The sequence below is a fragment of the Streptomyces endophyticus genome (assembly GCF_035798155.1).
GTDB classification, from domain to species: Bacteria; Actinomycetota; Actinomycetes; order Streptomycetales; family Streptomycetaceae; genus Streptomyces; species Streptomyces endophyticus.
Window position 1 is genome coordinate 102,865 of the sequence record NZ_JAOZYC010000013.1, and the last position, 22,326, is coordinate 125,190.

At 70.6% G+C, this 22,326-nt stretch carries 22 protein-coding genes, 7 tRNA genes and 1 pseudogene; 9 read left to right on the forward strand and 21 right to left on the reverse strand.

From position 1 onward, the window contains the following. Window positions 1–23: 23 nt before the first annotated feature. The 9 genes from OKJ99_RS03760 to OKJ99_RS03800 all read right to left on the reverse strand — a co-directional run bounded on the left by OKJ99_RS03760 (window position 24) and on the right by OKJ99_RS03800 (window position 7,996). Window positions 24–95, reverse strand: a tRNA-Val gene (locus OKJ99_RS03760). Window positions 96–134: 39 nt separating this feature from the next. Further along, on the reverse strand, window positions 135–590 hold the full coding sequence (locus tag OKJ99_RS03765; RefSeq protein ID WP_326014279.1) for an SRPBCC family protein: 456 nt from the start codon (window positions 588–590) through the stop codon (window positions 135–137). An 18-nt stretch (window positions 591–608) separates the two neighbouring features. After that, window positions 609–3,353 (reverse strand): exo-rhamnogalacturonan lyase family protein, encoded by a 2,745-nt coding sequence (locus tag OKJ99_RS03770; RefSeq protein WP_326014280.1) that lies wholly within the window; start codon window positions 3,351–3,353, stop codon window positions 609–611. A 63-nt stretch (window positions 3,354–3,416) separates the two neighbouring features. Then, window positions 3,417–4,013, reverse strand: coding sequence for a hypothetical protein (locus OKJ99_RS03775; RefSeq protein ID WP_326014281.1), 597 nt, complete (start codon window positions 4,011–4,013; stop codon window positions 3,417–3,419). A gap of 8 nt (window positions 4,014–4,021) precedes the next feature. Beyond that, on the reverse strand, window positions 4,022–4,894 hold the full coding sequence (locus OKJ99_RS03780) for a carbohydrate ABC transporter permease (protein ID WP_326014282.1): 873 nt from the start codon (window positions 4,892–4,894) through the stop codon (window positions 4,022–4,024). Then, on the reverse strand, window positions 4,891–5,847 hold the full coding sequence (locus OKJ99_RS03785; protein ID WP_326014283.1) for a carbohydrate ABC transporter permease: 957 nt from the start codon (window positions 5,845–5,847) through the stop codon (window positions 4,891–4,893). The genes OKJ99_RS03780 and OKJ99_RS03785 overlap by 4 nt, the downstream gene beginning before the upstream one ends. 32 nt (window positions 5,848–5,879) lie before the next feature. Then, the gene (locus tag OKJ99_RS03790; RefSeq protein WP_326014284.1) at window positions 5,880–7,169 is read right to left on the reverse strand and encodes an ABC transporter substrate-binding protein; all 1,290 of its coding nucleotides are present in this window, start codon (window positions 7,167–7,169) and stop codon (window positions 5,880–5,882) included. Between the two features lie 221 nt (window positions 7,170–7,390). Further along, window positions 7,391–7,462, reverse strand: a tRNA-Val gene (locus tag OKJ99_RS03795). A 63-nt stretch (window positions 7,463–7,525) separates the two neighbouring features. Continuing rightward, window positions 7,526–7,996, reverse strand: coding sequence for a TIGR02611 family protein (locus tag OKJ99_RS03800; RefSeq protein ID WP_326014285.1), 471 nt, complete (start codon window positions 7,994–7,996; stop codon window positions 7,526–7,528). A 190-nt stretch (window positions 7,997–8,186) separates the two neighbouring features. Here OKJ99_RS03800 and OKJ99_RS03805 point away from each other — a divergent pair, with 190 nt between their 5' ends. Both OKJ99_RS03805 and OKJ99_RS03810 read left to right on the forward strand, forming a co-directional pair. Beyond that, complete coding sequence (locus OKJ99_RS03805; protein ID WP_004002642.1) at window positions 8,187–8,600, forward strand: SsgA family sporulation/cell division regulator; 414 nt, start codon at window positions 8,187–8,189, stop codon at window positions 8,598–8,600. A gap of 245 nt (window positions 8,601–8,845) precedes the next feature. Beyond that, window positions 8,846–9,406: a CGNR zinc finger domain-containing protein gene (locus OKJ99_RS03810; protein WP_326014286.1), complete on the forward strand. Its 561-nt coding sequence runs from the start codon at window positions 8,846–8,848 to the stop codon at window positions 9,404–9,406. A gap of 6 nt (window positions 9,407–9,412) precedes the next feature. Here the strand turns inward: OKJ99_RS03810 and OKJ99_RS03815 are convergent, their stop codons facing one another. Further along, the gene (locus OKJ99_RS03815) at window positions 9,413–9,631 is read right to left on the reverse strand and encodes a hypothetical protein (protein ID WP_326014287.1); all 219 of its coding nucleotides are present in this window, start codon (window positions 9,629–9,631) and stop codon (window positions 9,413–9,415) included. A gap of 107 nt (window positions 9,632–9,738) precedes the next feature. Further along, complete coding sequence (locus tag OKJ99_RS03820; RefSeq protein WP_326014288.1) at window positions 9,739–10,173, reverse strand: DUF2306 domain-containing protein; 435 nt, start codon at window positions 10,171–10,173, stop codon at window positions 9,739–9,741. Between the two features lie 178 nt (window positions 10,174–10,351). Between OKJ99_RS03820 and OKJ99_RS03825 the strand changes: the two genes are divergently transcribed. Next, the gene (locus OKJ99_RS03825; protein ID WP_326014289.1) at window positions 10,352–10,855 is read left to right on the forward strand and encodes a DsbA family protein; all 504 of its coding nucleotides are present in this window, start codon (window positions 10,352–10,354) and stop codon (window positions 10,853–10,855) included. A 3-nt stretch (window positions 10,856–10,858) separates the two neighbouring features. On the opposite strand, the gene OKJ99_RS03830 is transcribed toward OKJ99_RS03825, so the two are convergent. From OKJ99_RS03830 to OKJ99_RS03840, 3 genes are all read right to left on the reverse strand, one after another. Then, window positions 10,859–11,683 carry a GNAT family N-acetyltransferase gene (locus OKJ99_RS03830; protein WP_326014290.1) on the reverse strand — a complete coding sequence of 275 codons (825 nt, stop codon included), beginning with the start codon at window positions 11,681–11,683 and terminating at the stop codon, window positions 10,859–10,861. Between the two features lie 138 nt (window positions 11,684–11,821). Next, entirely contained in the window at window positions 11,822–12,646 is an 825-nt protein-coding gene (locus OKJ99_RS03835; RefSeq protein WP_326014291.1) for an aminotransferase class IV, read from the reverse strand. Between the two features lie 13 nt (window positions 12,647–12,659). Continuing rightward, window positions 12,660–13,697: a chorismate-binding protein gene (locus OKJ99_RS03840; protein ID WP_326014292.1), complete on the reverse strand. Its 1,038-nt coding sequence runs from the start codon at window positions 13,695–13,697 to the stop codon at window positions 12,660–12,662. A gap of 155 nt (window positions 13,698–13,852) precedes the next feature. Between OKJ99_RS03840 and OKJ99_RS03845 the strand changes: the two genes are divergently transcribed. The 5 genes from OKJ99_RS03845 to OKJ99_RS03865 all read left to right on the forward strand — a co-directional run bounded on the left by OKJ99_RS03845 (window position 13,853) and on the right by OKJ99_RS03865 (window position 14,299). After that, window positions 13,853–13,925, forward strand: a tRNA-Gly gene (locus OKJ99_RS03845). 37 nt (window positions 13,926–13,962) lie between these two features. Next, a tRNA-Cys gene (locus OKJ99_RS03850) sits at window positions 13,963–14,036 on the forward strand. A 1-nt stretch (window position 14,037) separates the two neighbouring features. Further along, window positions 14,038–14,109 (forward strand) — tRNA-Val (locus OKJ99_RS03855). A gap of 24 nt (window positions 14,110–14,133) precedes the next feature. After that, a tRNA-Val gene (locus OKJ99_RS03860) sits at window positions 14,134–14,205 on the forward strand. Window positions 14,206–14,224: 19 nt separating this feature from the next. Then, window positions 14,225–14,299 (forward strand) — tRNA-Val (locus tag OKJ99_RS03865). 41 nt (window positions 14,300–14,340) lie between these two features. On the opposite strand, the gene OKJ99_RS03870 is transcribed toward OKJ99_RS03865, so the two are convergent. From OKJ99_RS03870 to OKJ99_RS03885, 4 genes are all read right to left on the reverse strand, one after another. After that, window positions 14,341–14,628, reverse strand: coding sequence for a TFIIB-type zinc ribbon-containing protein (locus OKJ99_RS03870; protein ID WP_326014293.1), 288 nt, complete (start codon window positions 14,626–14,628; stop codon window positions 14,341–14,343). A 69-nt stretch (window positions 14,629–14,697) separates the two neighbouring features. Beyond that, window positions 14,698–15,648, reverse strand: coding sequence for a phosphotransferase family protein (locus OKJ99_RS03875; RefSeq protein ID WP_326014294.1), 951 nt, complete (start codon window positions 15,646–15,648; stop codon window positions 14,698–14,700). A gap of 156 nt (window positions 15,649–15,804) precedes the next feature. Further along, complete coding sequence (locus OKJ99_RS03880) at window positions 15,805–16,011, reverse strand: hypothetical protein (RefSeq protein ID WP_326014295.1); 207 nt, start codon at window positions 16,009–16,011, stop codon at window positions 15,805–15,807. A gap of 408 nt (window positions 16,012–16,419) precedes the next feature. Then, window positions 16,420–16,695 carry a hypothetical protein gene (locus OKJ99_RS03885; RefSeq protein ID WP_326014296.1) on the reverse strand — a complete coding sequence of 92 codons (276 nt, stop codon included), beginning with the start codon at window positions 16,693–16,695 and terminating at the stop codon, window positions 16,420–16,422. A gap of 199 nt (window positions 16,696–16,894) precedes the next feature. On the opposite strand from OKJ99_RS03885, the gene OKJ99_RS03890 reads away from it, so the two are divergent. Next, window positions 16,895–18,181: a serine/threonine-protein kinase gene (locus OKJ99_RS03890; protein WP_326014348.1), complete on the forward strand. Its 1,287-nt coding sequence runs from the start codon at window positions 16,895–16,897 to the stop codon at window positions 18,179–18,181. Window positions 18,182–18,192: 11 nt separating this feature from the next. On the opposite strand, the gene OKJ99_RS03895 is transcribed toward OKJ99_RS03890, so the two are convergent. From OKJ99_RS03895 to cobT, 3 genes and pseudogenes are all read right to left on the reverse strand, one after another. After that, window positions 18,193–19,020 carry a TrmH family RNA methyltransferase gene (locus OKJ99_RS03895; protein WP_326014297.1) on the reverse strand — a complete coding sequence of 276 codons (828 nt, stop codon included), beginning with the start codon at window positions 19,018–19,020 and terminating at the stop codon, window positions 18,193–18,195. Between the two features lie 64 nt (window positions 19,021–19,084). Continuing rightward, the gene (gene cobA / locus OKJ99_RS03900; RefSeq protein ID WP_326014298.1) at window positions 19,085–20,311 is read right to left on the reverse strand and encodes a uroporphyrinogen-III C-methyltransferase; all 1,227 of its coding nucleotides are present in this window, start codon (window positions 20,309–20,311) and stop codon (window positions 19,085–19,087) included. Between the two features lie 117 nt (window positions 20,312–20,428). Then, window positions 20,429–22,159: pseudogene (gene cobT, locus OKJ99_RS03905) on the reverse strand (nicotinate-nucleotide--dimethylbenzimidazole phosphoribosyltransferase); the annotation flags it as partial. Window positions 22,160–22,326: the final 167 nt, after the last annotated feature.

Consider the following 22,326-nt stretch of genomic DNA (forward strand, 5'->3'; position numbering starts at 1 on the left):
GCGGCGGACCGGTCCTTCCCGGGTGGGCGATACTGGGTTCGAACCAGTGACCTCTTCGGTGTGAACGAAGCGCTCTCCCACTGAGCTAATCGCCCGGGAACGCGTTGAACAATACAGGTCGCCGCGCCCTGTGTTCAAACCGGTCGCAGATAGGCGGCAAGCCCCCGCCGCCCGCCGCGCATCATCCACGCGTGGTTCGCGAGGAACACCGGCCGCCCGGGCAGCGCGAACCGGCGCATCAGCGGTTTGCCCACCTCGACCTCCTGGTCGTAGACGGCGTGGGTGCCGCCGCCCGGCAGCAGCGTCAGCGTCCAGCGGGCCCAGCCCTCCAGATCCCCGGTCATCTCGATCTCCAGGATCCCGGCGGCCGGGTCACGGCGCGTCTCGCGCGCCGTGACGTGCAGCTCGTACGGGAGGAAGGACCGGAAGACGGTGACGCCGCTGGTCGCGCTGCCGTCCAGCGGCGTCACCGAGCGGACCTGGGGCCACCACCGCGGGTACTCCTCGGCCCGCTCGAGCACCGCGTACACGGCGCCCGGCGGGGCGGGCAGTTCCCACACGCTGCGAAAGCGGTACCGGTTCCAGTCCATGGCCCGAGTCTGCCGGGGTCAGGGCATCTTGTCCCCGACCAGCGCCAGGTTCTCGATGGCGGCGAGTCCGTACAGGGCCGTGTCGTTGGTGTAGACCCAGTTCGCCTCGGTGCCCGCGACGAGCGTCACCGGTCCTGTCACCTTCTCCGTCTTCCACGGCGACGCCTCGGTGTAGCCGTCGCTCTTGAAGAACTTCTCCCAGGCCCGCTCGGCCAGCTTGTCTTCGCCGGTGCGCACGGCGGCGTAGGCGTCGAGCCGGGAGTGGCCCTGGAAGAGGATGAGCGAGCCGAAGTCCGAGCCGTACCGTTCCTTCTGCTCCGCCTTCGTGGCGTTGAAGTAGCGGCAGTAGTCGTAGTAAGCCTCCTCGAACTTCGGCATGTCGACCTGGTCGATCAGCTCCGCGCACAGCTCGTTGAGGCCGAAGACCGCGGAGAGGTGGGAGACGCCGACGACCGGCTTGTCGGCGATGGCGAACCTGCCGGTGTCGAGGTCGTAGAGCCCGCTGCCCTGCACGAACCCGTTGGGCTGCGCGGCGATCGTCTCCATGGTCGACAGGACCCGCGCCTTCGCCTTCTCCCACTTGGGCCCGCGCCGCTCCCACTCGGTGAGCCAGGCCGAGACGAGTCCGCTCCAGTCGGTGCCGAAGCCGATGGACAGGGCGTGCGGGTCGGGCTTGTAGTCGGGGTCGGGGCGGACCTTGCGCTGCGGGTCGAGCACGAGGAACGTCTCGTCGGAGTCGACGTTGGCGTGCATGAGGTCGCCGACGCGCTCGTCGCCGGTGAGGAAGTAGTAGTAGCGGCGGTACGTGGTGTTGGCGATGCGCTGCTGCTTCGCGGAGTCGGCGTAGTGCTGGACGCCGTGCCGGGTGCCGAGGCCGGCCCATTCTCCGAGGTGGTAGACGTCGACCTCGCCGGTGTGCCGGGTCATGGCCTCGGCGAAGCGGAAGATGTCGGCGCGCCCGGAGCGCAGATACGCGAACCAGAGCCAGATGTCGGGCGAGAGCTCGGAGTTGTCCCACGCGTAGCCGCCCACGTCGTAACGCCACTGATGGCGCGCCGGGTCGTAGGAGTGCATCACATCGCCGTAGTCCCAGAAGCCGTACCAACGGCGCATCTCCACCTGGTCCTTGTAGTAGGTGAAGAGGAAGTCGAGGTGGTCCTCGATCCTGGCCTTGGCGGGGGTGGAGCGGTCGGGCTCGGAGTAGAGGCCGGGCCCGAAGGCCTTCGCCTTGATGAGCTGCTCGGGCGGGGCGGCGAGCTGCGGCAGCACGCGCACGGCCTCGACCTGCTGGGCGAACGCCTCGGGCTTCGGTGTCGCGTCGTTCGCCCAGAACATCAGCTCGCTGGTGCGGGCGATGCCGTAGGGGGTGCCGAACTCGGGCTCGTAGTCCTCGTACGTGATGTTGAGGCCTTCGAGCTGCTCCGCGTACGTGTCCTGGCCCAGGCCGTCGTGGTAGAAGCGCAGGTCCATGGGCTGGGCCTCGGGCGACCAGAGCCAGAGGGTGACCTCGGCCTCGTCGGTGTGGGCGCCGCGGATGTCGAGTCCTGCCGGGTGCTTCTCCCAGAAGTCGCGGAGGCCGAAGGAGAGTCCTCCGCTGGGCCCGCCGACGTAGCCGAAGCCGCCGGCCCTGCGCCCACCGCCGGCAGCGATCCAGCCGTGCCCGCTCTTCGTGCGCTTCTTGAGCGTGAAGCCGTCCGCGGAGAGCTGGGAGAGGGTGTAGTCGCCCCATTCGGGGATGTACTGGAGGCGGGTCGTGACGCGCTGGTCCCAGGTGGCGGGGTCGGGCAGCTTCTCGCCCGCGAACTGGGCGGCCTGCACGGCGGCGCCCGGGTCGCGGCGCAGTCCTGTGATGCCCTGGACGGCCTCCCGGAGCATGCCGGTGCCCTCGCCGCCGATCCGGATGTGCCGGTCGTACGCCTTGTCACGCATCGGCACGGTGAACCGGACGCCGAGCCCGCGGATGAAGTCGCCGGAGGCCTTGCCGGGCTCCTGGGTGCCGTCGTACGTGATGGTGTGCACCATGCGGAACGATTCGGCGCCCGCGTAGAAGTAGAACCGGACGGAGAAGGGCAGCCAACTCCGGCTTCCCTTGCGGTGCTTGCCGTCGATGCGGACGACGGCGCGGACGGGCCCGTCCTGCTCGACCTTCGTCTCCTCGATGACGCTCTCGAACCGCTCGTACTTCTGCGTGCCCTGGTCGCCGTCCTCGATCTCGCCCTGCCGCAGGAGGACGAGCCGGCCGTCCTTGGCGATCTCGGTGGAGCCGCGGGTGACGGACTTGACCAGGCTCGATCCGCTCTTGCCGAGCTTGGTGACGACGACGCCGGTGTCTACGGTGACGACTCCCCCGCTCGTCGAGACGCTCACCTTCTTGTCGGGTGCGGCGGCGTTCCCGGCGGCAAGTCTCAGCTTGCCCTCGCCGACCCCGGGGCCGACGGCGTGCGCGGTCCACTTCAGCGAGCCGTCGGGCCACTGGGCGAGCGGCCAGGTCTGGACGGGGACCTGCTTGCCGTCCTCAGTGGTGAGGGCGAACTCCTGCCCCTTCTCGTACGCGCCCTTGGGCCAGGGCACGCCGACGGTGGAGCCGGGAGCCGCGCCGAGCCCGCCGCTCTCCAGCCAGCCGAGCGTGACGGGATCGGCCGCCGCGGGTGCGGCGGTCGGTGCGGCCTGCGCCTCCTTGCCGCCGAGCGCCCAGCTGAACTGCGCGGCGGCGCCGGCGACCGCGGCGGCCTTGAGGAGGGACCTGCGGGGAATGGGGGACATCGTCGTTCCTTTCCGTGCATGCCAAACGTGCTGTACGAGAAGGGGGTTGAGGGGGCGGGCGGTTCAGCGGGCCCGGCCGCGTTCCTCCACCGCGACCGCCGCCGCGGCGAGGATGCCGAGCACCGGGACCGCGAGCGGCGTGAGGAACTCCGCGCTGAGGATCACCAGCGCGATCCCGCACACGAGGAGCAGGGACCCGCCGGGTTCCCGTACGGTGCGCCGGGCGGCGTCGCCGAGCAGGGGCCGCCAGGCCAGGCCCGGCTCCCAGACGGCGGTGGCCCGCAGTACGGTCACGGCGCCCGCGATGAGCGCGAACACGCCGACGGCGGCGGCGAGTTGACCGCCCGGGAGCCCGGACCGCGCCACGCGCAGGTCGACCCATACGGCTACCAGGGCGCCCAGGCCCGCAAGGCCGACGAGCCAGCCTCGGCGCGCCGCGACCCGGACGTCGGCCGCGAACTCCCGCCAACCGCCGCTCTGTTCACCGATCCGGCGCCGCAGGTGCCGGCCGCCTGCGGCGAAGGCGGCCGGGGCTGTGACCAGCGGGACGGACGCGAGCGCGATCCACACCCCGGTGAGCAGGGACTCGGCGAAGACGGAGAACCCGACGCGCCGCCGCGACTCGGCCACCGGGACCGCGCCCCGCACCGCACCCCGCACCGCGCCCCTCACTTGAGCCCCGACGTGGCCATGCCGTCGATCAGGTACCGCTGGAAGGCCATGAAGAAGGCGATGACCGGGATGAGCGCCATCATCGCCATGGCGATCTGACCGCCGTAGTCGGAGATGCCCTGCTGGTCGCGGAACATCATCAGGCCGAGCGAGACGGTGTATTTGGACGGCTCGTTGAGGTAGATCAGCGGGCCCATGAAGTCGTTCCAGGCGTTGATGAACGTGAAGATCGCGCTGGTGATCAGGGCGGGCCTGCACAGCGGCAGCACGATCGACCAGTAGATCCGCAGATGGCCGCAGCCGTCGAGGCGCGCCGCCTCGTCCAGTTCGCGCGGCAGGCCGCGCATGAACTGCACCATGAGGAAGACGAAGAAGGCCTCGGTCGCCAGGAACTTGCCCGCGAGCAGCGGCACGTACGTGTTGATGAGCTCCAGCTTCTGGAACATGACGTACTGCGGGATGAGCAGCACGTGGTACGGAAGCAGCAGCGTGCCGATCATCAGCGCGAAGAGCAGGTTCCGGCCCCGGAAGGGGATCTTCGCGAAGGCGTACGCGGTCAGGGAGCTGGAGATGACGACGCCGACGACCGCCATGCCCGCGTAGAACAGCGAGTTGGTGAAGAACGTGCCGATGGAGATTCCGGCGATGCCGTCGGCGAGACCTTTGACGTTGTCGAGGATCGGGTCGGCGGGGAGCAGGTCGAGCGAGCCGACGATCTTCTTGCCGGGTTTGAAGGCGGCGCCGATCACCCAGACGACCGGGTAGAGGACGACGCAGAGCACGGCGAGCGCGAAGACGTGCCAGACGAGGGACCCGGTGCGCTTGCGCGGGTTGGCCCCGCTGTTCAACTCGGTTGTCAACGTGGTCACTTGACGTCCTCCTCGTAGTGCACCCACTTCTTCTGGGACCAGAACAGGACGGCGGTGACGAGCGCTACGGCGAGCAGCAGCATCCAGGCCATGGCGGACGCGAAGCCCATCTGGGACTGCTGGAAGCCCTTTTGGTACAGGTAGCAGGTGTAGACGAGGGTGGCGTCGGCCGGTCCGCAGAACGTGTTGGAGACGACGTACGCGGAGCCGAAGATCTGGAACGAGTGGATCGACTCCAGCAGGACGTTGAAGAAGAGCACCGGGGAGATCATCGGCAGCGTGATGTTCCAGAACCGGCGCAGCGGTCCCGCGCCGTCGACGGCGGCGGCCTCGTACAGCTCGCGCGGCACCTGTTTGAGCCCGGCCAGGAAGATGACCATCGGAGCGCCGAACTGCCAGACGGTGAGCGCGACGAGCGAGTAGAGGATCAGATCGGGGTCGCCGATCCAGCCGCCGAGGTTCAGGCCGAGGGAGCCGAGCCCCTTGTCGACGACGGCGTTGTCGGAGAACAGCGCCCGCCAGACGAAGCCGACCGAGACGCTGGCGCCGATCAGCGACGGCGCGTAGAACGCGGCCCGGTACAGGCCCTGGCCGCGGCGGCTCTGGTTGAGCAGCAGCGCGACACCGAGGGCGAGCAGCAGCTTCAACGGGGTGCCGATGACCACGTATTTGAGGGTGACCTGCACCGACTTCTGCCAGCGCGGGTCGTCGAACATGGCGGTGAAGTTGTCGAGGCCGATCCACTTGGGCGCCGCGAACAGGTTGTAGTCCGTGAACGCGTAGTAGAGCGAGGCGATCATCGGCCCCGCCGTGAGCAGCAGGAACCCGGCGAGCCACGGCGACATGAACAGATAGCCGGCGAGGTTGTCACGCCGTCCCCGTCGCTTCTGTGCGACGGGTCGAACGACGTTCCTCTCGTCGGCCAGGACTGTGGCGTCCTTGACGAGCGACATGGTGCTGTTTCCCCTCGGAAACGTAGGGGCTGTCAGGCCTGGAAGGCTGCCTCGGCCTCGCTGAAGAACTGCTTCACCGCTGCCGGGACCTTCTGCTTGGCGTTGGCGACGTCACCGGCGATGCGCAGGAACGCGGCCTCCACGACATCCGCGCCGGACGGGTGCGGCGTGATCTTGCCGAGCACGCCGGCCTTGTCGACCTCGGTCTCGTACGCGGAGATGCCCTTGTTGGCCTCGGCGACCGCCTTGTCGGTCTCCGCGCCCGGCTTGTACGCGTCGAACTGCTCGTCGGTGGCGAGCACACCCATGTCGTAGCCCAGGACCTTGCCGACCTCGGGGTCGTGGACCATGAAGTCGATGAACGTGGCGGCCTGCGCCTGGGCCTTGCACTTGGTGGAGATCGACAGCATCAGCGAGCCGAGGTACTGGCCGGTGTCCTTGCCGTCGGTGGTCGGGATCGGCGCGAGCGCGTAGTCGGAGTCGCCCTCGCCCTCGTAGCGCACCGAGAAGTTGTCCCAGGTGAACTCGGCGCCCGCGAGCCCGGCGGAGAGCCCGGACTTCGGCTTGACCTGCTCGATCTTCTTGGGGTCCGCGACGATCCCGGACTTCACGCGCTTGTAGTAGTCGGACCACCACTGCGTCAGGTCGTCCTGGGTGAAGCCAAGTTCGCCGTCCTTGAAGAAGGCCTTGCCGTTCTGCCGGAGGTACAGGTCGTAGAGGTACATGACGCCGGCGTAGCCCGTGTCGCCCGCGATCTTCAACTTGTCCTGAATGGTCTGCAGCGACGCGAAGTACTCGTCCCAGGTCCAGCCGAACTTGGGCCGCACGCCCGCCTTGTCCCAGGCCTTCTTGTCGATGACGAGCGACATGGTGTTGGCGCCGACCGGAACCGCGACCTGCTTGCCGCCGGAGACCTGACCGGCCGTCTCGACGCCGCCGCGGAACTGTTTGAGACTCAGATTCCCGGCTTCCACCTGGGACTTGAGGTCGAGCAGAACTCCCCGCTTGTCGTACTTCGCAAGGAAGGCAACGGAGTTGAGGAATACATCCGGAGGATTTCCGCCCGAGGCCTGCGTCTGGAACTTCTCCCAGAATGCCTGGTAATCGGTGAATTCAGGCTTGATTTTGATCTTCGGATTCTTCTTCTCGAAGAGCGCGATCGCCTTCTTGATTTTCACGGCACGCGGTTCACCGCCCCACCAGGCGAACCGCAGGGTCGCCGGACCGTCCGCGTTTCCCGCATCCCCTGACCCACCGTCACCACCGCACCCGGCCGCCGTCAGGCCGAGCACGGCGACCGACGCCCCCGTGACCTTCAGCACGCCCCGCCGATCAAGATCCCTGTTCATAGGCACAGCCAGCCCCTCCACCTGCGCATTGAATCGTTTTAGGTAAGCGCTTGCCGAGCAAAAGTAGAGACGGGTGGGGGGTGCGTCAACAGTTCGGACAAAGATTTGGGTCGAAGCGCTTCGAACGCCCAGGTCGACCACGAAAAACGCCGACGGCCCCGGAGACTCGATGTCTCCGGGGCCGTCGGTCCGGGTGGGCGATACTGGGTTCGAACCAGTGACCTCTTCGGTGTGAACGAAGCGCTCTCCCACTGAGCTAATCGCCCGGGCGCAGGAAGAACATTACCCCATGTCAGGCGGTGCCTGGGACCACCCTGCGCCGCCCTCGGTCACTGCTTGATGTTCCACGGCATCTCGAGCCCGAACTTCCATACGTAGACCCCGCCGAGCACGGCGATGATCACCACGCCGATCGTGGTCAGGATGATGTTCCGCCGCCGCACCTTCGGGTCGAGCGCGCGCTGCGTCGCCTCCGTGACCTTCCGCTTCGTCCAGCGCAGGACCAGTTGCGCCCAGACGAACTCGGTCGCCCAGATCGCCATGCCGCCGAAGATCACCAGCCAGCCGGGTCCCGGCAGCGGCAGCATGATCACGCCGGCCACGACGACCGCGAGCCCGACGACGAAGACGCCGACCTGCCAGCTCAGATGCAGCGTCCGCCGGGCCTGGATGAACCCCGGCGCCCGCGAGCCGAGCGGCTTCTCCCCGGACGTCCCGCTGTCGACACCGGCACCGGAGGCCGCGTCGGCCGTCTCTGGCGCCTCGGGCTCCTTGGCCCCCTTGTCACTCCCCGTATTCATGTACTCAAACCTACCCGACTCTTTCGCGTCACCGGAATGGGCGTTCTCCCACAGATAAGACTCGGCCGTACGAGCTACCTAAAGACGCTCAAAACACTCAGAGGGGTTTACAACGGCACCGTAGGTGGCATGTCGATTTCGCCGACGTGCGAATCCCCGAGCGCACACTGAGCGAAAGGCCCTGGCGCTTATGAACACCACGGTCAGCTGCGAGCTGCACCTGCGCCTCGTTGTGTCGAGCGAGTCCTCACTGCCCGTTCCCGCAGGTCTGCGGTATGACACGGCCGATCCCTATGCCGTGCACGCCACCTTCCACACCGGAGCCGAGGAGACAGTCGAATGGGTGTTTGCCCGCGACCTCCTCGCCGAAGGCCTTCACCGGCCGACCGGCACCGGAGACGTCCGAGTCTGGCCGTCCCGTAGTCACGGTCAGGGCGTTGTCTGCATCGCCCTGAGCTCTCCCGAGGGCGAGGCATTGCTCGAGGCCCCGGCGCGGGCCCTGGAGTCGTTCCTGAAGCGAACGGACGCCGCCGTGCCACCTGGCACGGAACACCGCCATTTCGACCTCGACCAGGAGCTGTCGCACATCCTCGCGGAAAGCTAGCGCCGCGGAACGAGGAAGCCCCCGCCGGCACCCGGTCGGCGTGAGCAGCGCGAGAGCGTGCCGTGCCGTCCACTCGGGGAGACGACACGGCATCACGGTCGGGACAACCGCATACGGCATACACCGGCGCCGCCGCCGTGGGAGTTTCCACGGGGGCGGCGCAGGTGCGTTCCTGGAGGCCCGCAGGTACTAGGCTCGTGCGGCATCGGCGGGCGGGAGCCCTACCCCAGGCCAGGGAGCGAATCGTGCTGATCACCCACGACACCCGGTGTGCGCTCGACACCGTGGTCGATCTGGTGAACACGTCACCGGACGGCGGCGCGGTGACGGACGGGCTCGCGAGTTCGGCCGCGCTGGCGGATTTCGTACGAAGGAACGATGTCAGCGATGTCGGCGTGATGACCGAAGATGATCTCCAGTCGGTGCGTACGGTGCGTGACCGCTTCGCGGCGGTGTTCGCGGCGAGTGACCAGCGGGCCGCGGCGGCGGTGATCAACGAACTGGTCGCCGAGGCCGGCACCACTCCGCGCCTCACTGACCACGACGGCTACGACTGGCACATGCACTACTTCGCGCCCGGCGCCTCCGTCGCCGACCACCTGGCGGCCGACTGCGGGATGGCCCTGGCGTTCTTCGTGGTCGCGGGCGAGCAGGAGCGGCTGCGGCGCTGCGAGGCGCCCGACTGCCGGTTCGCGTTCGTCGACCTGTCCCGCAATCGTTCGCGCCGCTACTGCGACAGCCGTACGTGCGGGAACCGGCTGCACGTCGCGGCCTACCGGGCACGCCGCAAGGAAGCCACGGGCTGAATCCGTTCACAGCAGCAGCAGGTCGTGCAGCGCGGCCATCAGGAGCAGGCTGCCGATCACCCCCAGGAAGATCATCAGCGGGGGTTGGGAGAGCGCGAAGAGGCAGCCGCGCGGGCTCTCGGTCCGCTTCTCGGTTCGTACGGGAACGGGCGGCGCGGGCTCACTGGGAGGCGCCTGCCCCTGGTCGGCGTCCAGCTGGTCGGGCAGCTGCGGTGTGTCCAGCATCTCGTCGCGATGATGGCGCACTTACCGGGTGACGGTCACTCAACCCACCACTTTTGGGGGGCAGTTCACGACAACCCGTGACAGCGGGCGGCATCCGCCGGTTGGCGTCAGATGCCGTGCTTCTTGAGGATCGCCTCGATGTCGCTGAAGTCCTCCGCGGGCTCGGCCTTCGCCTGCTTCGGCTGCTTCGGCTGCACCGCGGGCGTGGGGCGCCGGCTCTCGCCGAGAGAGGGCGCCGACGCCGCGGGGGCGATGGCGGCCTCGCGCTCCTTGCCGGAGCGGCCGGAGCGGCGCCTCTCGACGGCCCGCGTCCCCATGAACATCAGCCAGGCGACGCCGAGCACGCCGAAGCCGGCCCAGGCGGTCGGACTGAACGCCGTGTCCACGATCCACTCGACCGCGCCCGTCATCACCAGGCCCAGCGGTACGAGGGCGTAGGCGGCGGTGCGGGCGGCCTTGAGGAACCGCTTGCGGAAGGCGAGAACCCCGGCGATGCCCAGGCCCGCCACGGCAACGGCGGAACACACGGTCTCGGCAATCATCCGGTCCTCCCGAGTTCGGACATCATGGGGCGCTTCCCCCTCCCATCCTGCACCGCCCGGGGGTCCGCGGGCCATGTCCGGGGCCCACCTCGGCCACATCTGGGGGACATCTCGGGGTCGCCGCTCCTCCGCAGGTCCAGGTTGGGGCGCGGCGGACAGTCCTGGGAGACTTGATCCCATGAACGCCCCGAACCCGATCCTTGACGTGTGGTGCGAGCTGCAGTGCCCCGACTGCCGCTCGGCCCTGGACGACCTCCGCGCGCTGCGCGAGCGCTACGGCGACCGCGTCGAGCTGCGCCTGCGGCACTTCCCGCTCGAGAAGCACAAGCACTCCTTCGCCGGTGCGCAGGCCGCCGAGGAGGCGTTCGCGCAGGGCAAGGGGTGGCCGTACGTGGAGGCCGTGCTCGGGCGGGTCGAGGAGTTCGACCGCAAGGGCGAGCCGTTCCTCGTCGAGGTGGCGGGCGAACTCGGCCTGGACGCCGAGGAGTTCGACACCGCGCTGGTCGACGGCCGGCACATCCTGATCGTCGACGCCGACCAGGCCGAGGGCAAGGTCATCGGCGTGACCGGTACGCCCACGTACGAGATCGGCGGGGAGCTTCTGCACGGCGGAAAGAGCCAGGAAGGGCTGCGCGAGCGGATCGAGGCGATCGCGGACCGGCTCCTCGCCGAGCGGGCCTGAGCCTCACTGCAGCTGTTTGTAGAGGTAGTGGCCGGTCGGCTCGTAGCCGAGCGATTCGTACAGGCACAGGGCGGCCTCGTTGCGCGCGAAGACGTTGAGGCCGATCCGGGTGGCGCCCGCGGCGATCGAGTCGGCCTCGGCGAGCAGCATCAGCGAGCGCCCGTGGCCGCGCCCCCGGTGCTCGGCGGACACCTCGACGTCGAAGACGAACGCCCCGTCGGGGCGCTGTGCCACCCAGAGCGTTCCGACCCGCTCGCCGTCCTGCTCCAACACGCTGAGCAGGACGTCCGGGGTGGCGACGCCCTCCGGGAGCAGCGCGGTGTGATCGTGCTCCGCCTTCTGGCGGGCCTCCTCCTCGGTGGCGCCGCGCTCGACCCAGGTGCGTGCGTACGCGGCCTTGGTGTGCGCGAGCCACGGCCCGTACTCGGCCTCCGTCATGCGCCGCCCCACGCTGCCTTCGGGGAGGCCGGGTGGCTGTTCGGGCAGGGCCTTCGCCATGTTCCGGTTGCGCTCCACGTAGCCGAGGGCGCCCGCGAGGCGGAGCATGCCCTGCGCGTCGGCGGGGACGGTCAGCTCGACGCGGCGGCAGTTCCAGGAGCGGGCGACCTCCTCGGCGGCGAGCGCCGCGACGGTGCCGCGGCCGCGCCCCCGGTCCTTCTCGTCGATGCGCAGCTCGATTATCTGGGCGACGGACGGGCCGAAGACCGGGTGCGTGGCGAGGTGCAGGGCGCCGACGGGGCGGCTGTTCACACACACCGCGTAGTGGCGGCGCCGCGAACCGTCGGGGGTGCGCTGGAGCGGCTCGGTCGGCCGCAGGGTCGTGGTCATCACGGGTGTTGTACCCGTACGCGCCCCCGACGCGACAACGGATTTACGAGTCCGGTCGCTCTGCTGCCCGCCCGTCCCGGCCGCTCCGGGTGGGCTGTCGTTCCGGCTGGGGGTTCGGGGGTTACCCCCCGAAAGAAATCAGCACGGGTCGAGCCGGTCTGCTGCCCGCTCGTCCCACACACGCATCGCCTTCGCGGTGACGGGGCCCGGTGCGTCCGCCAGGTTCCGGTCGTCGACGCGGTGCACGGCCTGGATGTCGCGCAGCGTCGACGTCAGGAACACCTCGTCGGCCTCCGAGAGCACCGACAGCGGCAGGTCCGTCTCCTTGGCGCCCGTCCATTCGACGGCCAGGGCGCGCGTGATGCCGGCCAGCGGGCCCGCGGCGAGCGGCGGGGTGTGGATCTCGCCGTCGAGGACGACGAAGACGTTGGAGCCCGTGCCCTCGCACAGCTGTCCCACCGTGTTCGCGAACAGTGCCTCGGACGCGCCGTGTTCGCGGGCGCGGGCCAGCGCGACGACGTTCTCCGCGTACGAGGTGGTCTTCAGGCCCGCGAGGGCGCCGCGCTCGTTGCGGGTCCAGGGGACGGTGATCGCGGCGGTGGTGTCGGGGCGTCGCGTGACCTCGCCGAGGGCGACGACGAGAGTGGTGCCGTGGTCGCCGCGGTCGGAGCCGAGCGGCGAGAGGCCGCCGGTGTAGGTGATGCGCAGGCGCCCGAGGGCCATCGGGTTGGCCTCCAGGACGGCGGCGCAGGCACGGCGCACCTCGTCGAGGTCGGGCTCGGGCAGGCCGAGCCCGCGGGCCGAGCGGGCGAGCCGGTCGAGGTGGCGGGTGAGCGCGAAGGGCTCCCCTTCGACGGCCTTCACCGTTTCGAAGATGCCGTCGCCCACGGTGAGCCCGTGGTCGAAGACGGAGACGCGCGCCGCCTCGGTGTCCTGCAGCCGGCCGTCGAGCCAGATCTTCACGGGTCCTTGCCTCTCACTGTTCTGGTACGTACGTTCCCGACGCTACCGCCAACAGCCGCGCCGCCTTCAGCTCGGTCTCCCGCCACTCCCGCTCCGGGTCGGAGCCCCAGGTGATCCCGGCGCCGGTGCCGAAGCGCAGGAAAACGCCGTCGGCGCCGCGGTCCATCCAGAACGTCCGGATCCCGACGGCCAGTTCCCCGCTCCCTCGGTCCGCGTCCACCCAGCCGATGCCGCCGCAGTACGGGCCGCGCGGCGCCGTCTCCAGGTCGGCGATGATCCGCAGGGCGCTGGACTTCGGGGCGCCGGTGACGGAGCCGGGCGGGAACGCGGCGTCGAGGAGCTCGGGCCAGCCGGCCGTCTCGGGCAGCTCGCCGCGCACGGTGGAGACGAGGTGGACGAGGCCCGGGTGCTTCTCGACCACGCACAGTTCCGGAACGGTCACGCTGCCGGTGGCGCAGACGACGCCCAGGTCGTTACGGACCAGGTCCACGATCATCACGTTCTCGGCGTGGTCCTTGTCGAGGAGGTCCGCCTCGGTGCGCCCGGTCCCCTTGATCGGCCCGGATTCGACGACCCGGCCGTCCCTGCGCAGGAACAGCTCGGGCGAGGCCGTCGCGACCTCCACGCCGTGGCCGGGGAGCCGGATGGTGCCCGCGTACGGAGCGGGGTTCCCGCGGGCGAGGAGGGCGGTGAGGGCGTCCACGTCGGCGTAGGGGGAGATGGGCGCGGACAGCACGCGGCAGAGGTTGGCCTGGTAGACCTCGCCGGTCGCGATGTGGGCGCGGATGCGCCGCACGCCTTCCGTGTACGCGGCGTGATCGAGTGACGTCGTCCAGTGCGTCGGCGCAGGTCCGGGCCAGGCGCCGGGCCGCGGGGCGGGCACCGGTTCCTTGCGCACGGTAGCGAAGCGGGCGCAGACGAGGCGGCCCTCGAAATCGGCGCAGACGGCCCAGAAACCGGTGGAGTCGAGGGCCGCGGGATCGCTGGTGACGTCGCGCAGATCGGTCGCGACGAGCCCGCCGAAGCGGGCCAGAGCAGGGAGGTCGTGCACGCCTTCGAGTCTATGGCCGATGACGACGGGCCCAACTGAGCAGGACCTTCGTCGGTGGCACCGCAGCACGCTGCGCAAACGCGTTTTTGTACTGGCCCAGGAATCCGCTAGAGTTCAACACGTCGCCGGGACGCGGAAGCCGACCGGAAAGACACGCGAATGTAGCTCAGTTGGTAGAGCGCAACCTTGCCAAGGTTGAGGTCGCCGGTTCGAACCCGGTCGTTCGCTCAGGATGTGGGGGATCTTCCCGAACCCCTACGCTCCTGGTGGAGTGGCCGAGAGGCGAGGCAACGGCCTGCAAAGCCGTCTACACGGGTTCAAATCCCGTCTCCACCTCCAAGCGCGATTAGCTCAGCGGGAGAGCGCTTCCCTGACACGGAAGAGGTCACTGGTTCAATCCCAGTATCGCGCACTGAAGCCGCAAGGCTTCCATCCCGGACGATTAGCTCAGCGGGAGAGCGCTTCCCTGACACGGAAGAGGTCACTGGTTCAATCCCAGTATCGTCCACTGCCCCCTGTGGGTTCCCGCGCGATTAGCTCAGCGGGAGAGCGCTTCCCTGACACGGAAGAGGTCACTGGTTCAATCCCAGTATCGCGCACCAGCAAGAAGCCCCCGGTCCTCGTGGCCGGGGGCTTCTTCATGTCAGGAGGAGAACAGCATCCGACCGAAGCCACGGTTGTGGTGACCGTGGTGCCCGTGGTGACCGCCGTGGTGCGGGGCTCCCCACGCCGGGGCCGCGGGGGCCGGGGCCGGGTAGCCCTGGGGGGCGGGCGGGGGCGGAGCCTGCTGCTGCCACTGCGACTCCATGCGGGTCAGCGACTCCAGCTCGCCGTAGTCCAGGAATATCCCGCGGCACCCGCTGCACTGCTCGATCTGGACGCCATTGCGGTTGTACGTGTGCATCGGTGCGTGACACTTCGGACACTGCATGCTCGGCTCAACTCCCTGCCGTTCGGTGCTGCTTCGCCGGAACACTTCCCGGCTTCCTTCCCCCGCACCCTACTTGGCCGAATCGCCCTCCAACTGCGGCGGGACCGAAGCCATCCGGGCACAGGCCTCGATCACCGCCTCCTCCACCTCGTCGAGCGCCCGGCCCGCGTCGGTGGCCTTCGCGACGGCGAGCGCGGCGGTCTGCACGGTCAGGGCGCGGGCGGGTACGTCCAGGGCTGGCCAGGGGTCGGGGACGCTCAGCTCCTTTGCGCCGCCTGTGCGTTGGTACGCGCCGAGGAAGATGGTCCAGTCCTCGGCGGACAGCAGTCCGCAGGCGAACCAGGCGGCGGGGCGGGCCAAGTCCCAGGCAGGGGCGCCGATCCCGAGGTCGTCGACGTCGATGAGCGTCCACGCGGCGGAGTCGGCGGGGTGGCTGACCAGCTGGCCGAGGTGCAGATCGCCGTGGCAGAGGGTGCTCGCGTGCTCGTACGGGGCTTCGGCGCGGGCCCAGGGCGGCAGGGTGTGCCAGGCGTCGAGGATCGGCCGGGCGGCCGGGTGGCCGGGCGCCGAGGTCTGGAGGCGGGCCACGGCGCGGGCCGCCTTGAGCGGGCCGCGCATGGGCGGGAGCGCGGGCGGCAGTTCGTGCGCCGGGGTGCAGTGCAGGCGGGCGAGGAGGGCGCCCACGGCGTCCCAGGGGGCGTGCTCCGGGTGGTCCGGGTCCACGGGGGTGCCGTGCGGCCAGAACGTGACGAGCCGGTCGTCCAGGGCGGCGGCCGTCGGGCGCAGCGGCCGCAGCAGTACGCCGGCCAGGGCCGGGTGGGCGGCCACGGTCAGCCGCAGGTTCAGCTCGGCCGGGTCGGTGTCGGGGGCGTGCGCCTTGGCGACGGTGTCGCCGTGCCGGACCACCGTGGCGTCGGGGCGGTCGGCGAGGGTCGTGGCGCCGCATACGCAGGCGATCCCCGACGGATGGGCCGCACCCCGGGCCTCGGCCCTGAGCGCGGGAACGATGAGCGTGGTCACGGCCGCAGCCTACGGGGGCGGCCCGCACAAAATAATGCTGCGCGCAGCTCCCCAGCTGCGCGCAGCATTTGTGCCGTCCGCCGCACCCCCGTCCCCACGGGGTTTCATGGCCGGATGTCCCCGCCCGGACCGCTCTTCCGGGCCTGGGAGCGCCGCTCAGCGCCCCAGCATCACGCCCACGGACGACGCCTGTGTGACCACCGCGTCCCAGCCGCCGAAAACGACGACGAGAAGGGCCGCGAGAGGGAGAACCATGGCCGCGGCCACCAGCGGATGCCGGCGGTCGGTCGCGGGGCCACCGAAAAGGCCCGCCCTGCGGGCCGCTGTGCGGAACGCTGTCGTCCGCGGTGCCGTGTCCGCCATGGTCCTCTCCCGGTCGAAATCTTGAGTTCTTGCGTCTGTCGAGTTCTTGCGCCTTGGCAAGCGGCGGGTACCTGACCTCGGGGGACGAGTGCTGCACCCGCCGCTTGACCTCAAATCTACGAGCGGCGGGCGCGTGAGACGTCATGCCCTCGTACCGATTGCCGGGCCTCCCGGAGGATGACCACCTCCGGCCGACGTACTCCCCTGGGTGGAGACGAGGACCTAGGGCCCTTCTGACGGATCTTGCCGGAGTCGTGGGCCCTGGCACGCCCATCTGCGGCGTTGTCGTCGGTTGCCAACGCTCCGCGTTGACGCCCTCCTCCGCCTTGCAGCTGCACGCACCAGACCCCACTCGCCTGCACCGCCCATTGACGCCGTCCGCGTCCAGCCTGATCCGTCAGAAGGGCCCTAGACCTCGGGGTCATCCCCGAGGGGGCGGCCGACGCGGGCCTCCCGCTCGGCGGGCTCCTCGCGCGGGACCGGGTGTTCCACCAGCGCCAGCACCCTGGTCGCCATGAAGCGCGCGGTGCGCACCACAGATCCGGAACGGGTGACTTCGCTCACTTCCACCACCCCTCTGCGCACCGCCGTCTCCACCCTTCGACCCGCCCGGCCCGCCGTCACCTCGTACGTACGCGTCGTGTCCCCGGCATCCACGACTATCTCGACCCGGTCACCCTTCATGGGTCCAATCCCCCTTTAACGCCGCCCTGTTGGCTTGCGGGCCCGCGACAAGCCGCCCCGCTCCCGCGCTCCCTGACCACCCTTCAAGTTTCCCACCGAGCACTGACAATCGAATCGGCCACGAGGGCGCGGCCTTTGCGCGCCGCCGTGCGCGAAAACGTAAGCTGTGGCTCGTCAGACGGACCGGGCAGCAGCGGGGATGAACATGGCGATGATGCGCCTGAGGCGCGAGGACCCGCGCGTCGTCGGCTCGTTCAGGCTTCACAGACGCCTCGGGGCCGGCGGGATGGGCGTGGTCTACCTCGGGTCCGACCGGCGTGGCCAGCGGGTCGCGCTCAAGGTGATCAGGCCTGATCTGGCGGAGGACCAGGAGTTCCGCTCGCGGTTCGCGCGCGAGGTGTCCGCCGCCCGGCGGATCCGGGGCGGCTGCACCGCCCGGCTCGTCGCCGCCGATCTGGAGGCGGAGCGGCCGTGGTTCGCGACGCAGTACGTGCCGGGTCCCTCGCTGCACGACAAGGTGGCCGAGGAGGGTCCGCTGGCCGCCTCGGACGTGGCGGCCGTCGGTGCCGCGCTGTCCGAAGGGCTCGTCGCCGTCCATGAGGCCGGGGTCGTGCACCGCGACCTCAAGCCGTCCAACATCCTGCTGTCCCCGAAGGGGCCGCGGATCATCGACTTCGGTATCGCGTGGGCGACCGGCGCCTCGACACTGACCCACGTGGGCACCGCTGTCGGCTCCCCCGGCTTCCTCGCGCCCGAGCAGGTGCGGGGCGCCACCGTGACGCCCGCGACCGATGTGTTCGCCCTGGGGGCCACGCTCGCGTACACGGCCATGGGTGACTCGCCCTTCGGGCACGGCAGTTCCGAGGTCATGCTCTACCGGGTGGTGCACGAGGAGGCGCAGCTGGCCGGGGTGCCGGACGCGCTCGCGCCGCTGCTGCGCGCGTGCCTCGCGAAGGACCCGGAGGAGCGGCCCAGCACGCTGCAACTGTCGCTGCGGCTCAAGGAGATCGCGGCCCGTGAGGCGCAGGGCATCGCCGCGGAGCCGCGCCCGCCCGCGCCGCGCGCCGCCGAGCAGGACCGCCCGACGGGACGGCTCGCCGACACCCACGAGGGGCAGCGCACCCAGCGGCGTACGCAGCCGGGGACTCCGACGTCGCGCCCCAGCAACGGCAGGAGCAACGGGTCGGCGCCCGCTCGGAACACCAACAGCCGCCCGGGCAACAGCAGGTCCGGGCCGCGCAGCGGTGCGGGGCGCCCGGCGCCGCGCACGAACGGCACGGGCGGCGGCAAGAAGCTGCGGCCCGCGAATCCGCGGCTGCTGCGGCAGCGGCTCTTCGTGTTCGTCGTCGTGACGCTGCTCGTGGCGCTGGCGATCGCGGCGGCGCAGGGCTGCCAGGGGCCGACGCGCGGCCTCGGTGACAGCGACGTACAGAGGACGACGTCCGCGCAGGCGCTGCCGCTTACGCAGAGCCCTCCCGAAGGCTGAGAGCCTGTGCGTCAGAGTTCGGGGCGGCCCGTCGCCACCGCGTAGAACGCGACGGCGGCCGCCGCGCCCACGTTGAGCGAGTCGACTCCGTGGGCCATCGGGATGCGGACCCATTCGTCCGCCGCCATCAGGGCCTTGGTCGACAGACCGTCGCCCTCCGCGCCGAGCATCAGCGCGACGCGGTCCATGCGGTGCGGCGCCACCTCGTCCAGGGACTTGGCCTGCTCGGCGGGGGTGAGCGCGAGGAGTTCGAAGCCGGCGTCGCGGACCGTCTCCAGGGACTTCGGCCAGGCGTCCAGACGCGCGTACGGCACGGAGAAGACCGCGCCCATGGAGACCTTCACGGAGCGGCGGTAGAGCGGGTCGGCGCAGTCCGGGGAGAGCAGGACCGCGTCCATGCCGAGGGCGGCGGCGCTTCGGAAGATCGCGCCGATGTTGGTGTGGTCGTTGACCGACTCCATGACGACCACGCGGCGGGCGGTGGTGAGGAGTTCGTCGGCCGTCGGCAGCGGCTTGCGCTGCATGGAGGCGAGGGCGCCGCGGTGCACGTGGTAGCCGGTGACCTGTTCGGCGAGGTCGGGGGCGACCGCGTAGACCGGGGCGGGGACCTCGTCGATGACGTCGCGCATGACGTCGACCCACTTCGCGGACAGCAGCATCGAGCGCATCTCGTACCCGGCGAGCTTGGCGCGCCGGATGACCTTCTCGCCCTCGGCGATGAACAGGCCCTCGGCCGGTTCGCGTTTGCGACGCAGTTCTACGTCGGTCAGGCCCGTGTAGTCGGACAGGCGCGGGTCGTCGGGGTCATCGATGGTGATGAGACCTTGGGGTTCAGCCACGGGTCGATACTGCCTTGTTCTGGGTGTGGTGCCAACGGCTCGGAACGAGTTGTGTTACCGCTGGTTACTTTTTTGGTCCCTCGCGCACCACGTCGCCGATCACGATGACGGCCGGCGGCCTGACCCCTTCGGAGACGGCCCTTTCGCCGACCGTCGCGAGGGTGGCGTCGACGCGGCGCTGGGCCGCCGTCGTGCCTTCCTGGACGAGGGCGACGGGGGTGTCGGGGGCCTTGCCGTACGCGACGAGGGCCTCGGCGATCTTTGCGATCTTGTCGACGCCCATGAGGATCACGAGGGTGCCGGTCAGCTTCGCCATCGCCTCCCAGTCGACCAGGGAGCGCTCGTCGTCCGGCGCCACGTGGCCGCTGACGACGGTGAACTCGTGGGCGACGCCGCGGTGGGTGACCGGGATGCCGACCGCGCCGGGGACGCTGATGGAACTGGAGATGCCGGGGACGACCGTGACCGGGATGCCCTCGGCGGCGAGCGCCTGGGCCTCCTCCATGCCGCGGCCGAAGACGAACGGGTCGCCGCCCTTGAGCCGGACCACGGCCTTGCCCTGCTTGGCGTGGTCGATCAGGGCCTGGTTGATGGCCTCCTGGACCATCTGGCGGCCGTACGGGATCTTCGCGGCATCGATCACCTCGACGTGCGGCGGGAGTTCGTCGAGGAGGTCGCGCGGGCCGAGCCGGTCGGCGATCACGACGTCGGCCTCGGCGAGGAGGCGGCGGCCGCGCACGGTGATGAGGTCCGGGTCGCCGGGGCCGCCGCCGACGAGGGCGACGCCGGGGGTGCGGGTGCGCTCGGTGCTGACCGTGCCGTCGCGCAGGGCCTCGACGAGGGCGTCGCGGACGGCGGCGGTGCGGCGCGGGTCGCGGTCGGCGGCCTCGGTGGACAGGACCGCGATCGTGACGCCCTCGGTGCGGCCGGTGGCCGGGGTCCAGGCGGTGGCGGCCTCGGCGTCGTCGGAGCGGACGCACCAGGTGCGGTCCGCCTCGGCCTCGGCGGAGGCCTCGTCGTTGGCCGTGCGGTCGGCCGTGGCGATCAGGACGTACCAGGCGTCGGCGAGGTCGCCGTGCTCGTAGCGGCGCCTGACCCAGGTCAGCTCGCCGGCGTCCGCCATGGCCTCGACGGAGGGGGTGGCCGAGGGGGAGATCAGGGTGATGTCGGCGCCCGCCGCGATGAGGGCCGGGAGGCGGCGCTGGGCTACCTGGCCGCCGCCGATGACGACGGTCCTGCGGCCGGTGAGGCGGAGTCCTACCGGGTAGGCGGGGTGCTGTGCGGCGGGCATGAGGCGCTGCTCCTCGGGCGGGCTGTGAGGGGGCTTCGGCGCTGGAGCTCCCGTTGATGTGCAGGTCAGACTACGTGGGGGCGCCACATCTTGGCGCCCCCACGTCCACGTACCGAACTACTTCTCGGTGACACCGGCCGAGTCGAACGTGGCCACCTCGTGCATCGCGCGGGCCGCGCTCTGCACGATCGGCAGGGCCAGCAGGGCTCCGGTGCCCTCACCGAGGCGCAGGTCCAGGTCGACGAGCGGGCGCAGGCCCAGCTTGTTGAGCGCGGCGACGTGGCCGGGCTCGGCGCTGCGGTGGCCCGCGATGCAGGCGGCGAGGACCTCGGGGGCGACGGCGCGGGCGACCAGGGCGGCCGCACCGGCACTGACACCGTCGAGGATCACCGGGGTACGCAGCGAGGCGCCGCCCAGGAGCAGGCCGACCATGGCCGCGTGCTCCAGGCCGCCGACCGCCGCGAGGACGCCGATCGGGTCGGCCGGGTCGGGCTTGTGCAGGTCGAGGGCGCGGCGTACGACCTCGACCTTGCGGGCGTGCGTCTCGTCGTTGATGCCGGTGCCACGACCGGTCACCTCGGCGGGGTCGACCTCGGTGTAGACGGAGATCAGGGCGGCGGACGCGGTGGTGTTCGCGATGCCCATCTCGCCGGTCAGCAGCGCCTTGTTGCCGGCCGCCACGAGGTCGCGGGCCGTCTCGATGCCGACCTCGATGGCTTCCTTGACCTCTTCGCGGGTCAGGGCGGGGCCCGTCGTCATGTCGGCGGTGCCGGCGCGGACCTTGCGGGGCAACAGGCCGGGCGTGGCGGGGAGTTCGCCGGCCACGCCGACGTCGATGACGCAGACCTCGGCGCCGACCTGGCTCGCGAACGCGTTGCAGACCGCGCCGCCGCCCAGGAAGTTGGCGACCATCTGGCCGGTCACCTCCTGCGGCCAGGGGGTGACGCCCTGGGCGTGCACACCGTGGTCACCGGCGAAGATCGCGACGGCGGCGGGCTCCGGGATCGGCGGCGGGCACATGCGGGACAGGCCGGACAGCTGGGCGGAGATGATCTCCAGCATGCCGAGCGCGCCCGGGGGCTTCGTCATCCGCTTCTGCCGCTCCCACGCCTCGCCGAGCGCCTTGGCGTCCAGCGGGCGGATGTTGGAGACGGTCTCCGCGAGCAGGTCGTGCGGGTCCTCGCCGGGCAGGGCGCGGCGGCCGTACGTCTCCTCGTGCACGACCCAGGAGAGCGGGCGGCGCTTGGACCAGCCGGCCTGCATCAGCTCCGGCTCCTCCGGGAACTCGTCGACGTAGCCGACGCAGAGGTACGCCACGACTTCGAGGTGTTCCGGCAGGTCGAGGGAGCGGACCATCTCGCGCTCGTCGAAGAAGCTGACCCAGCCGACGCCGAGGCCCTCGGCGCGGGCCGCGAGCCACAGGTTCTCGACCGCGAGCGCGGAGGAGTACGGGGCCATCTGCGGCTGCGTGTGACGGCCCAGTGTGTGGCGGCCGCCGCGGGTCGGGTCGGCGGTGACGACGATGTTCACCGGGGTGTCGAGGATGGCCTCGATCTTCAGTTCCTTGAACTGCTTCGCGCGGCCCTTGGGCAGGGACTTGGCGTACGCGTCCTTCTGCCGCATGGCCAGTTCGTGCATCGCGCGGCGGGTGTCCGCGGAGCGGATGACCACGAAGTCCCAGGGCTGCGAGTGGCCCACGGACGGCGCCGTGTGGGCCGCCTCCAGGACGCGCAGCAGCACCTCGTGCGGGATCGGGTCGCTGCGGAAGCCGTTGCGGATGTCGCGGCGCTCGCGCATCACGCGCAGCACCGCCTCGCGCTCGGTGTCGTCGTAGGCGGGAGCGGCGGGGTGCGCCTCGCGCTCCGGCGCGAGGTGCTCGGGCTCGCCCGTCAGCTCGGCGGGCGTGACGGTCTGCTCCGCGGGGTCCTCGGTGTCGGCGGCCTCGGGCAGCGGGATCGCGCCGGAGTCGCCTTCCCGCGGGGCGGGCACGCTCGCGGCTCCCTCCGGGGGGACCT